Origin of the sequence: Leucothrix pacifica, assembly GCF_003172875.1 — a bacterium.
Classification (GTDB): domain Bacteria; phylum Pseudomonadota; class Gammaproteobacteria; order Thiotrichales; family Thiotrichaceae; genus Leucothrix; species Leucothrix pacifica.
On sequence record NZ_QGKM01000078.1, the window covers coordinates 1 to 12,832 of the forward strand.

At 45.5% G+C, this 12,832-nt stretch carries 12 protein-coding genes; all 12 read right to left on the reverse strand.

What is annotated here, in order from left to right:
• Window positions 1-376 (reverse strand): hypothetical protein (locus DKW60_RS19710; protein WP_146203530.1); only part of this gene is annotated, 376 nt, incomplete at its 3' end.
• Window positions 377-935: 559 nt separating this feature from the next.
• Window positions 936-1,556: a hypothetical protein gene (locus DKW60_RS19715; protein ID WP_109839388.1), complete on the reverse strand. Its 621-nt coding sequence runs from the start codon at window positions 1,554-1,556 to the stop codon at window positions 936-938.
• A gap of 14 nt (window positions 1,557-1,570) precedes the next feature.
• Complete coding sequence (locus DKW60_RS19720) at window positions 1,571-2,020, reverse strand: YiiD C-terminal domain-containing protein (protein ID WP_109839389.1); 450 nt, start codon at window positions 2,018-2,020, stop codon at window positions 1,571-1,573.
• The gene (locus DKW60_RS19725; protein WP_109839390.1) at window positions 2,013-2,294 is read right to left on the reverse strand and encodes an HlyU family transcriptional regulator; all 282 of its coding nucleotides are present in this window, start codon (window positions 2,292-2,294) and stop codon (window positions 2,013-2,015) included. Before DKW60_RS19725 ends, DKW60_RS19720 begins: the two co-directional genes overlap by 8 nt.
• A gap of 65 nt (window positions 2,295-2,359) precedes the next feature.
• Window positions 2,360-5,827 carry a DNA polymerase III subunit alpha gene (gene dnaE / locus DKW60_RS19730; RefSeq protein ID WP_109839391.1) on the reverse strand — a complete coding sequence of 1,156 codons (3,468 nt, stop codon included), beginning with the start codon at window positions 5,825-5,827 and terminating at the stop codon, window positions 2,360-2,362.
• On the reverse strand, window positions 5,824-6,399 hold the full coding sequence (gene rnhB / locus DKW60_RS19735; RefSeq protein ID WP_109839392.1) for a ribonuclease HII: 576 nt from the start codon (window positions 6,397-6,399) through the stop codon (window positions 5,824-5,826). Before rnhB ends, dnaE begins: the two co-directional genes overlap by 4 nt.
• 1 nt (window position 6,400) lies before the next feature.
• On the reverse strand, window positions 6,401-7,549 hold the full coding sequence (gene lpxB / locus DKW60_RS19740; RefSeq protein ID WP_109839393.1) for a lipid-A-disaccharide synthase: 1,149 nt from the start codon (window positions 7,547-7,549) through the stop codon (window positions 6,401-6,403).
• Between the two features lie 2 nt (window positions 7,550-7,551).
• On the reverse strand, window positions 7,552-8,322 hold the full coding sequence (lpxA, locus tag DKW60_RS19745; protein ID WP_109839394.1) for an acyl-ACP--UDP-N-acetylglucosamine O-acyltransferase: 771 nt from the start codon (window positions 8,320-8,322) through the stop codon (window positions 7,552-7,554).
• The gene (gene fabZ / locus DKW60_RS19750) at window positions 8,319-8,768 is read right to left on the reverse strand and encodes a 3-hydroxyacyl-ACP dehydratase FabZ (RefSeq protein ID WP_109839395.1); all 450 of its coding nucleotides are present in this window, start codon (window positions 8,766-8,768) and stop codon (window positions 8,319-8,321) included. Before fabZ ends, lpxA begins: the two co-directional genes overlap by 4 nt.
• A gap of 10 nt (window positions 8,769-8,778) precedes the next feature.
• Complete coding sequence (lpxD, locus tag DKW60_RS19755; protein WP_109839396.1) at window positions 8,779-9,810, reverse strand: UDP-3-O-(3-hydroxymyristoyl)glucosamine N-acyltransferase; 1,032 nt, start codon at window positions 9,808-9,810, stop codon at window positions 8,779-8,781.
• A gap of 1 nt (window position 9,811) precedes the next feature.
• Window positions 9,812-10,372 (reverse strand): OmpH/Skp family outer membrane protein, encoded by a 561-nt coding sequence (locus DKW60_RS19760; protein WP_109839397.1) that lies wholly within the window; start codon window positions 10,370-10,372, stop codon window positions 9,812-9,814.
• Window positions 10,373-10,535: 163 nt separating this feature from the next.
• The gene (gene bamA / locus DKW60_RS19765; protein WP_109839398.1) at window positions 10,536-12,830 is read right to left on the reverse strand and encodes an outer membrane protein assembly factor BamA; all 2,295 of its coding nucleotides are present in this window, start codon (window positions 12,828-12,830) and stop codon (window positions 10,536-10,538) included.
• Window positions 12,831-12,832: the final 2 nt, after the last annotated feature.

The window sequence follows — 12,832 nt, forward strand, 5'->3', positions numbered from 1 at the left end:
TTTTTTGTCGTGTACAGAGGACTAAGTGATTTAAATTGGAAATACTTTTGAATAGTGTACTGTCATAAGCAATGAGCGCATCGGTGGGACGCCAGTACTTATTTCCGGCACGTAACACCGCTGTATTGTAACTTGCTATTTCATCAATACGGCTTTGGAAGCGACCCCAGATCTGATCGATACGTTGTAGCTCCAGAGAAATATTATTTAGGTCTTCAGCACGTAACAGTGAACCGAAGTTATTACTCTCATGTAATAATAAAAGCCTCAAATGGTTGATATTTTCGGTAATGTCATCTGCTGTTCTGACGAAGTCATCTCGTACTTCCCAAAGGATTCGATCACTGAGCTGTGCAACATTTTCAGACTTAAACATCAGGTTTGCCTGATTACTGCTCCGGTCTAACAGTATACGTAGTTCGTAAGAAACACTTGATGCCTCTAACATGCTTTTTTGTAACTGAAGGTTATAACCGACGAGCGTTGAACACACTAAAATCAAAAAGGACACGGACAAAAACGCGCCTATGCTAGTACGCTTCAGACTGTATTGTTTTTCGTTTATCTCCACACAGAGCCTCACTTACACCTGTATAGGTTTAGTACTAAAGCCGCTTCAATTCCTACTCCATTGGCTAACTGGTCACTTCTATTGATATAAATATTGCTAATGAATACTCTATTGTATGCAATATTTATAGATAGAGCTGTACAGCATTTAAACAATAATGTGCCGGCGAATTATTTCGATTGAAGACAACAAAGATGATTTGGATTTCGCACTTTAATCCAAAGAATAAGCAAATCGGCCCTACTTCCGACTATTAGCCCTGTGAAAGATGACAATACACAGACACTTTGGATTGGAAAATCATCATCTTAAACAACTACAGTAACACGTGTTAGCACATAGTCCAGCACTTTCACCGTGACGGCTAGTTTATGGTCATCATCAAAAAACCCGTAAATGCAGCATTATTGATACTGAGTTTTGGGTCGCACTGATCCTTCATTTCATCCAAAAACGTACTGTAATCCCGGTAAAACGCATAAGATGGTCGCGGTTTGTAGACCAACTCTTTATCCATCTCAAAATAGTTCAAAATCATTTTGGTGGTATTTGGTTTGATGAACCAGTTGTTTTTTGGGTCGAAATAAAATGGAATCGTACTGATGGCTGACCATCGAGCCAGTTTCAGGGTCACCAGTTGCTCCAGAAATTGATTAAAGCCCTTTTCAGTATCACCATGTAGCAAATCAAACATTGCATCAGCCAGATGCTCTCGCTCTGCAGGTGACAGAGTGCCGATACCATCACGGAATTTTGGCTTATCGAACATTGAGACCATAGATGAACGGGACATCACGAGAATCATGTTTTGGATAATGGACTCAACCTTACCAAACTGTGATTCAGAGAAAAAACCCTGAGTTTGTGCAGATAACTTATCGATATTGTGCTTCTTACGGATTTTAACGAGTTCTTCATCCTCAAACCCATCCGGATGCCTGGCAAAGAAGTCACCTTGTAACTCAAACAGTTTTTCAATATTCATGAGGTCCCTCCGAATTACTTGATAATTGCCATCATGGTTGTACTGAGCATTGCCTCTGAGGCTTCACCAATGTCAACCAGCAGTGACAAACGTGCTCGTCCCCGGTTCTCCAGATGCTTTAGAAACACTTCTCGTGACTCGGCTTCCAGTTCACACTGACAGACAATGTCAGTAATCACAGGCTTTTTATAGCGAATCTCTGCTTTAGCCATGACGACATCGGCATCATGCCCGGTTTGTTCCAACATATAGGTGGTCAATGCCCATGCGGTCAGCGCTCCCACTGAGTATAAACTTCCGGCAAAACCAGTACCGTGGACATTCACATTATCAGCCACTGGAGCCCGTGCCTGAATAGCATGGTCATTGAGTTGTTCAATGCTGAAATGCATTGCATCGGCCAGTGGTATTTCCTGAAGAATACGCTGAGTCAGTAACTCAGCATCCTCTGCTGTCTTAGCCAAACAGCTTATCTCCCATTTGATCGATCAATAAGGTCGATTTACGCACTACTTCTTTTGCACAATCTTCCTTATTTGTGAATAAATCTGCACGAATAATGCGATGCTCTTTATCGCCCTTACGAATGATACCGTTTAAGCGGTACTGGCCACCCTCTTTTTCTGGCATCGGAATAATCTCATAATCAAGGTAATGTTCCACTGGCATTGCCCCTGAGTTTTCTGAGTTTTCCGAACCACCCGAAAATATTGATTTTAAACTTGATAATAAACCCATATCGATAGATACCTTTCCTTAGTTGCCTTCATTGTAATACACTTTTTCAGGTTTACAGTGTGTGCTTAATAATTGATTTTAACCTTGTCCTGCCCCAAGTACCCTCGTAAGGATTCTAATGATGCATTATCCAAAGGTGCTTTATATGCGGCCCCTAAACGCACTTGCGCCGTTGCTTGTTGGTTTTCATAATTAACAAAGATAGGACATTCACTCTCACCCTCTGGTGGGATCAGTGAAGCGAGGTGATCGATAAAGCCGTTTTGTGACTGCGCCTCTGACACGGTCAGGTTCAGGCTACGTGCAAACATGGAGCGCGCTGTTGCTACATCATACAAAGCCTCAATACGCAGGCGTGTGTTGCCTGTGTGGTACTCTGTATTCAATGTACCGCTGATAACCAGCACCTCTTCTTTTACAATTAAGTGCTCGTACTCTTCGAATACATTACTAAAAATGAAGATCTCATAATAAGCGGTTTTGTCATCCAACTGCACAAAGGCACGTTTACCCTTTTCAGTATTTTGCGTGCGAATAGCTGACACCAAACCGGCCAACACCACAGGATGCTTTTGATACTTCTGAGTACTATCTTCTTCAGCCAGATCAGAAAGTTTCATCGACCGCATCTGCGCAATTTCTTCTTCGTACTCATTGATCGGGTGACCTGTCAGGTATAAGCCTAATGCATCTTTCTCCATCCGCAAACGATCACGCTCAGGCCATTCCGGTAAGTCCGGCGCAAGCTTTTCGTCTTGCTCAACCACCATCGAGCCACCGAACAGGTCAGTCTGCCCAATCGCTTCGTCGCGGTGTAACTGACTAGCCATCCGGATCACTTCGGGCAAGTGCGCCTGCATGGAGTTTCTGTTTTTACCGAGACTATCAAACACACCGGCATTGATTAGTGTTTCTAGCGTCCGCTTGCTGAGTTTATTAGAGTTAACGCGTTTACATACATCAGCCATAGACACAAACGGTCCATTTGCCTCACGCTCTGCCAGAATAACGCCGATGGCGCTTTCACCTGCCCCTTTAATCGCGCCTAGCCCAAAGATTACATTACCTTCGTTTTCAGTACTAAAGCGATAACCTGAACGGTTTACATCCGGTGGAATCACCTCTAGTCCCAACTGACGACATTCGTCGACAAAGGTCACCACCTTCTCGGTGTTATCCATATCCGAGGACAATACAGCAGCCATAAAGGCCGCAGGATAATGCGCTTTTAACCAAATAGTCTGGAAGGAAACCAAGGCGTAAGCAGCCGAGTGAGATTTATTAAATCCGTACTCCGCAAACTTTTCCATCAAATCGAAAATCGCCGTGGCTTGTGCCGGATCAATGTTTCGCCCACCCGAGCCCTCCATGAAGATCTCACGTTGCTTGGCCATTTCTTCGGGCTTTTTCTTACCCATCGCACGACGCAACATGTCCGCACCACCCAGCGAATACCCTGCCAGAATCTGTGCGATCTGCATGACCTGTTCCTGATAAACGATTACACCGTATGTGGTGTTGAGTACCGGCTCAAGATCAGGGTGTGGATATTCAACTTTCGCAATCCCTTTTTTACGGTTAACGAAGTCGTCTACCATGCCTGACTGCAGCGGCCCCGGACGATACAAGGCTACCAGTGCTACGATATCTTCAAACACATCAGGCTGTAAGCGCCCGATCAGTTCTTTCATCCCGCGCGATTCCAGCTGGAATACGGCGGTAGTTTTAGCAGAACGCAATAGCTCGAATGACTTTTCATCAGCCAAATCAATTTGCGAGATATCGAGCAATTCTTCGCCCTTCTCTGTTCGCAAATCATTAATGATTTTGACAGCCCAGTCGATAATGGTCAGGTTACGTAGACCCAGGAAGTCGAATTTAACCAAGCCAACCGCTTCAACATCGTCCTTATCAAACTGTGAAACGAGACTACCACCGCCTTCTTCACAGTAGAGCGGTGTAAAGTCTACTAAGGCGGATGGTGAAATTAATACACCACCGGCATGTTTACCGACATTTCGGGTCAAACCTTCCAGCGACAATGCCAGATCAATCAGACTTTTGACTTCTTCATCTTCGTCATACAGTGCTTTTAAATCCGGTGAATCGATCAACGCTTTGGTCAACGTCATTTTGATCTCGAACGGAATGAGCTTAGCGATTCTGTCTACAAAGCCGTAGGGATGACCAAGAATACGCCCCACATCACGCACGACCGCTTTTGCCGCCATCGAACCATAGGTGATGATTTGCGATACTTTGTCGCGGCCGTAGGTCTCCGCGACATAGTCGATCACCATTTCACGCTTATCCATACAGAAATCGATATCGAAATCGGGCATGGAGACGCGTTCCGGATTCAGGAATCGTTCAAATAGCAAGTCATAAAGTAGCGGATCAATATCAGTAATTTTTAGGGCATAGGCCACCAAGGAACCCGCACCAGAACCACGACCCGGCCCTACTGGTACATCGTTATCTTTACCCCACTGGATAAAGTCGGCCACGATCAGGAAGTAACCGGGGAATCCCATGCCATTGATAACGTCCAGCTCCACCTGCAGACGCTCGTCATATTCTTTACGTTGCTCTTTAAACTCCTCAGAATCTACGTCAAACATCACTTTGAAGCGTTCTTCCATACCCTCGCGAGAAACCTGACAGAAGTATTCCGCCTCAGTCATACCCTCAGGTATCGGGAAGGCTGGCAGATAGTTTTTGCCTAAGGTCAGCTCGACGGTACAGCGTTTGGCGATCTCTAAAGTGTTCTCAATCGCTGATGGAATATCTTTAAACAGCTCCTTCATCTCATCGGCTGAGCGCAAATATTGTTGGTTGCTGTATTTTTTCTCGCGTCGCTTATCCGCTAATGTAAAACCATCATGGATACATACCCGCGCTTCGTGTGAAGAGAAATCATCTTCAGTCAGGAATCTGACATCATTGGTTGCCACTACCGGTACATCATTGGCAACAGCTAATTCAACAGCGGATTGTAAATAACGCTCATCTCCCGTTCTGCCAGTTCGCTGCAATTCGAGGTAATAACGGTCGGGGAAAACCTCCTTCCATTCTTTTAAGCGGCGCTCTGCTTCCTCTTTATTATCCGCCAGCAGTGAGTAACCTATATCACCACTTTTACCGCCCGATAAGGCTATGATTCCTTCATTAAGCTCTTTGACCCACTCACGTTTAACCCGTGGAACTCCGAGTACCTGACCTTCCTGATAAGCTTTGGAAATCAGTTTTGAAACATTGAGATAACCCTGATTGTTCTGGCATAACAGAATCATGTGGTACAGCAGGTTTTGGTCGTTCTCATCCTGCAGCAGTACATCCACACCAAAAATAGGCTTGAGACCTTGCCCCATTGCTGCTCGGTAAAACTTCACCATGGCAAACAGGTTATTTTGATCAGTCATTGCGATGGCTGGCATGCCGCCTTCTTCCACCGCTGGCATCATTTTTTTAATTCTTAAGGTGCTGTCGACCAGTGAGAATTCTGTGTGTAGTCTGAGGTGTACGAAACTCATCCCATTGTCCTTATTATGCGTTGTACAGGTTTGAAGCTAAGGCGGTGTATCGGGCAAGCCCCCTGCTCCTGTAAAGCTTGTTGATGCTGTTTAGTGGGGTAGCCTTTGTGTTTGGCAAAGCCATAACCGGGATATTTTTCATCCATTTCCACCATTTCATGGTCGCGTGATACTTTGGCCAGTATGGAGGCGGCACTAATTTCCGCTTCGGTCAGATCCCCTTTAACGATGGCTTCCATTCGGTATGGCAAATCCGGGCAACGGTTACCATCAATTTTTACAAAGTTGGGTTCTATATGCAGCCCTTCAACAGCACGTTTCATCGCCAACATACTCGCCCACAAAATATTGATCTCGTCGATTTCTTCAACTTCAGCACGCCCTAGCGACCATGATAAGGCTTTTTCACGAATCTCGATCGCCAGCGCATCTCGCTTTTTCTCGGTGAGCTTTTTTGAATCGGTTAAACCCTCGATAGGATTGGCAGGGTCTAAAATAACAGCGGCAGCCACTACAGCCCCTGCCAGTGGCCCCCGACCAACTTCATCAACACCCGCGATCAATGATGTCACATTAAGACCTCTTACTCAGTAATTCGTGAATTGCAGCGGCTGCCTGCTGGCTGGCTCCCTGCTTTAATATTTTATGTATCTCTGAGAAGCGCCGGAGCACTTGCGCTTTTTGTTCTGAAGTTTGTGAAAACTGTATTTCAACTTCCGTAATGACCGCCTCAACTGTCAATTCTTGCTGGATTAATTCAGGCACTAATCGTTGGTTAGCCAGGTTGTTTGGTAAGGTATAAAACGGTGATTTAATCATACCTAAGCGCTGAATGATCCAGCCTGTGAGTGCCGCTACCCGATAGGCTGCGACCATTGGTCTGCCCACTAACATGCCTTCTAACACGGCAGTTCCTGATGCCATCAGAATCTGATCCGCTGCTTTCATGACGGTACGGGATTGCCCGGATACCCATGTCATAGGGACTTCAGGAGCTAACTCCTGGTGCAAGGCTTTGAACTGTACTGCTATCTTGTCATTCACCAAAGGGCACACTAACTGCCACTCCGGATGGTTTTGATGAATTGTTTTTAATCCCAGTAAAAAGTCCGGACCTATTCGCTGGATCTCACCACTACGGCTACCCGGCAGCACTGCCAAGGTGAATGGCTCTGACGCCAAGTCAAGTGCTTGTCGGGCTTGGTGTTTATCATTCTCTAATGGAATTTCATCGGCTAAGGGGTGACCGACAAAAGCAACGGGCACCTGATGTTGCTTGTAAAAATCCATTTCAAAGGGAAACAATGCCAGCATCAAATCCAGATTACCAACAAATTTCTTCACACGGCTTTGTCGCCATGCCCAGATTGATGGACTAACATAATGAACGCTTGGTGTTGCTTGTGCGTGTAAACGCTGCTCTAACCAGATATTAAAGTCAGGTGCATCAACACCAATAAATACATCGGGCGGGTCTTGCGTCCAACGTTGCAGCAAACTTTTACGGATAGACATTAGCTCGCGTAAACGACCGATGACTTCGGTAAACCCCATCACCGACAAGCGATCCATTTCAAACAGAGAATCACAGCCTTGTGCCTGCATTTCAGGGCCTGCTATCCCCTCAAACTGTGCATCCGGATAATAGGCTTTGAGTGCCTGAATCAAACGGGCACCGAGTATATCGCCGGATACCTCCCCTGCAACAATCGCTATTTTCATTATTAGCGAATGATGCCGCGTTCGCTACGCTTACAAAACTTATTCAGAAGCTCAACTTCTTCACTGCCTGGATATGTCTCTTCCATTTTCAGTAATGCTTGCTGGAATTGTAAATCCTGACGATACAGCATGCGATAGCACTGTTTTATACGTGAAATACTCGTCGCGTCAAAACCGTTGCGTTTTAACCCTTCACTGTTAATCCCACGAGGCAAAGCAGGTGCGCCGTGTGCAGTAATATATGGCGGCAGATCTTTACCTAAAGACGTTCCCATTCCAGTGAATGAATACTTACCGACTCGGCAGAATTGATGCACTAGTGTAAAGCCACCGAGTATCGCAAAATCATGAACACGCACGTGACCCGCCAATGTGGCATTGTTGGCAAAAATCGTATTATTACCAACCACACAATCATGGGCGATATGCACATACGCCATGATCCAGTTATCGTTCCCCACGATAGTTTTGCCGATATCCTGTGTCGTTCCACGATTGATCGTGACATTCTCACGAATCAGATTTCGGTCGCCGATAATCAGCTCCGTCGGCTCACCCGCATACTTTTTATCTTGTGGGGCAGCACCAATGGAGGAAAATTGATAGATCTCATTCTCCTCGCCGATAATCGTTGGGCCTTCAATCACTACATGGGGGCCGATTTTACAACCGGCGCCGATCGTCACATCGGCGCCAATAACGCTGTAGGCGCCAACCGTGACATCTACGGCGATGTTTGCCGACGGGTCGATAATGGCAGTTGGATGTATCAAGCATCCTCCTTAACAGCAGCGCACATTAGCTCTGCAGACGTCACCATTTTACCGTCAACTTTTGCAACAGTATTAAAAATCCACATATTGCCTTTGCGCTTAACCAACTCCGCATATAATTCGACCTGATCTCCCGGTACGACTTGCTTGCGGAATTTTACTTTGTTCACACCAACCAGAATGTAAAGTGTATTTTCCTGAGGCTCTGTGCCCATGGTTAAGAAACCTAGTAAGCCTGTCGCCTGAGCCATGGCTTCGATCAGTAACACTCCCGGCATAATAGGCTGGTCAGGAAAGTGTCCATTGAAATACGGCTCGTTCACCGTGACGTTTTTAATAGCGGTCAGGTGTTTGCCTTCTTCGTAGTCCAGTACACGGTCTACTAATAAAAACGGATAACGATGAGCTAGAAATTTTCTGATTTCTACAACGTCCATTACTTTCATTCGGTCGATCCTATTTGTCTTGTATTTGAATTTGTTTCTGTAGCTCGCGTACTGACCTGGCCATTTCATCTAGTTGTGTAAAACGAACCGCATTACGACGCCAGCGTTTTGATTCTGTCGCAGGAACCCCTGAGGAATAGACACCCTTTTCTTTTATTGAGCCGGTGACCATGCTCATACCTGTGATGATGACCTCATCAGCAATCGTGATATGCCCTGCTATCGCTGAAGCACCACCAATTTGACAATATTTACCAATTATCGTGCTACCCGCGACCGCTACGGCACCTGCTAAGGCTGTATGATCCCCGATCACAACATTATGGCCAATCTGAATTTGGTTATCGATTATAACCCCATTACCGATGACTGTATCGCTTAATGCGCCACGATCTATTGTGGTATTCGCTCCGATTTCCACATCACGACCAATTTGCACACCCCCAATTTGTGGGATTTTATGCCATTCGCCGGTATCTGGTGCGTAGCCAAAACCATCTGCGCCAATCACAGAGCCAGAATGGATACGGGTGCGTTCTCCGATACTGACACCATCATAGATAGTGACATTGGCTTTTAAGCACACATCATCAGCTATCACGCAGCCAGCACCAATCACGCAACCCGCACCGATCTGGACACGGTCGCCGAGTGTGACACCTTCATCAATCACTGCATTAGCCCCGATACAAACACCTTCTCCTGTCCTAAGGTCTTCCTGAACGACTGCAGAGGCGTGAATTCCGGATATCAACCGGGCTTCCGGATACATCAACTGGACGGTTTTTGCATAAGCCAGATAAGGATTATTATGCAACAATACCGCTCCGTTGAAATCACTCAGATCAATTTTCGGTGAGGCAATAATGGCAGAAGCACTGCACTGAGCTACTTGCGACAGGAATTTATGATTACTAATAAAGGTAATATCACCCTGCTTCGCTTGAGTGAGTGGCGCAACGGCATCAACTGTTTGCGCAGCATCACCATTGAGCGTGGAGCCGGTAAATGCCGCAATTGCTTCGAGGCTGGTTGCAGCCATATTAATTAACCTTTTCTGTTTGAGTATCAGCCGAGTTCTCAGGCTGCTGCTTGTCTAATTGCTGTTGTAGGTATTCAAGGACGGATAGAGTCATGTCGACACGCTGGCTAGCAGCAACATATTCTTGAATCACAATATCAATATTCTGCTTTTTACGAACCTCTTCGATGGCCTGAAAAACGCTTTTTTGAACATCATCCAGTGCCGTATCACGCGCAAACCGTAGTTCTTCACGGAAGTCCTCCAAAGTACGGGTACGCTCACGCTTCATGGAGCGTATATTACGGTCAGCCTGACGAACTTCTTCCTCAGACCATTTCGAGCGGTTTTCATCCAGCGCTTCTTCCAGTGTATTAATTTCTTCTAGTCTTTCCTGCAATGCCTGTTCCCGTGGTGAGAACTCAGCTTTGAGCGCCTGACTTGCCAGCTCCGCCTCTGGTGCATTTTTCAGAAGATAAGCAACATTGACTACAGCAATACTAATAGGTGAATCATCAGCTGATGCAACAGAGTCAATCAAGCCGAAGCAAGCAATACACAGAGCAGAAACAAAATACTTCATAGAGAACAAGACTATTATTGGGACATTAATTATCCGGACAGTTTACTCGCAGGAACCCACTGAAACAAATAGAGTTGTGCTGATTCATTGAAATTCTTCAATTGGGACAACGAAAAAAGCCTTGCTAGAAAACAAGGCTTTTAATTCATAAGCGGAATAACGATTAGAAGTTTGCGCCCACAGAGAACTGCAGCTCCTGTACTTCATCGTCATCTTCAGCATTAAGCGGTTTCGCATAACTTAATGTTAGTGGGCCCAACGGAGAAACCCATGTCACACCAACACCTGCTGAGTAACGAATTTCGTCTTGATCGAAGTCATCTTCAAAGACATTACCTGCATCAACAAACACACTCCCTTTCAGACCTTTGACATCTGATAGTAATGGCACAGGGAAGCGAAGTTCAGCCGTTGCATTGAGTGATAAATTACCACCTTTTGCATCACCGGATGAGTCATCAGGACCTAGGGAGTTATGCTCGAAACCACGCACTGTACGGATACCACCAGAGTAGAAGTTTTCAAAGAATGGCAGCTCGCTGGTATTCCCATAACCATCACCATAGGCGATGCCACCTTTCATGACCGCTGTGATATTGTCAGTCACAGGGTAGTAAGCAGAACCACTGTACTTCAGTTTGTAATATTCTAGATCACTGCCCGGCAAGCCAGCTTCAAGCACTAGACTGTGTCGTCTGCCAGAGGTCGGGAATATGGTGCGGTCACGAGTATCGTTTACATAGCTCATTGAGCCGATAAACTGAGTATACTCATCCCCATGAGCTTCGATGCCTTCGGCCGCATTACCATCAATGAAATCAGTAACATGATCCGGACTTGAAGCCGTTGTTGTAATTTTGCGTTGTTCAGCACCCAGGCTGAAGCGTAATGAATCATCTTCACCCAGCGGGAAGGTGTAATTCACACTAGCACCGTACTTATCACTTAGGTAATCAGAAGTATCATCATCAGTAGCATCTGTCTTGTCGTAATAAAGCTTAAAGCCACGACCGATACCATCGATGGTGTGATATGGATTGTTATAACTTAGGTTGAATTTACGCTCAGACTCACTGTTTGCACCAGCAATAGATAAACTCTTACCTGTTCCCATGAAGTTGTTCTGAGTCAGACCAACGTTAAACAGAATACCTGCACTTTGTGAGTAACCAACACCAGCAGTGAACTGATTTGACGATTGCTCTGTAACAGTCACATCCAAATCAACCTGGTCATTGGTACCTGCAACCGGAGAGGTTTCAATTTTAACCGCGGATACGAATGGCAAACGCTGAATGCGACGACGCGACTTCTCTACGGACTCTTTTGAATAGAAAGAGCTTTCAAGCTGACGCATCTCACGTCGGAACACTTCATCATTTGTACGGAAGTTGCCTCTGACATTGATACGTCGTACGTATGTGCGCTGTCCTTGTTTCAGATCAAAGGTCAGATCAACCGTTTTATTAATTTCATTGACGCGTGGTACGACGTCCACCTTAGCAAATGCATACCCATACTTACCCATTTCAGAACTAAAATTCTTTTGGGTTTCGCGCATTTTACGCTGGGAGAAAACCTGCCCTTGTTTCATGGTAACCATCTTCTGGATGGCCGCAGACTGAGTACCCGTTACATCAACCTTTCCAACCCGATACTGATCACCTTCACGGATATCGATATTGATATTAACCGCACGCTTGTCATCGGATAATGAAACCTGAGACGATAATACTTCAAAGCGCAGGAAGCCTCGATCACGATAGAAAGCTGTTAAGTTATCCAGATCACCAACCAACTTCCCTTTAGAATATTGGTCCTTTGTGCTCAGAATTGCTAATCGACTTTTAGGGCCTGACTCTAACAGTTTCTTCAATGTAGCTTCAGGAAATGCTTTATTACCAGTGATCTTTACGTTGCGGATTTTCGCAACACCACCTTCCTGAACATTGATCTTTACAGCAGATCTTCCACCATCCATCGGAGTGACCGTAGATGATACACGTGCTGAGTAATTACCGCGTGAAACGTATTGCTGCTGAAGTTCTTTTTCAAATTGTGCCAGTGCCGCACGATCTAGTGGTCGTCCTAGTGCAAGACCACCACCGCGCATTGCATCCAACAAAACTTTATCAGTAATCGTCTTGTTGCCGTCAATCTTGATATCACCAATAGCAGAACGCTCAGTTACCTTTACGATCAGAACATTTCCACGACGACTCAATGCGACATCATCAAATAGGCCAGTGCGGTATAGTGAATTAACGACCTCACCCGTCATACGGTCATCAAAGTTTTGGCCAACTCTGACAGGGACATTACTGAGCACAGTACCAGCGTTAATACGCTTAAGTCCGCTAACCTGAATATCCTGAAGAATAAAGTTGTCAGCCCACACACCCTGACTTATGGCAAATAAGCAGCTTGCAAAAGAAAGCCGAAGCGTCTGTTTTCTCATAA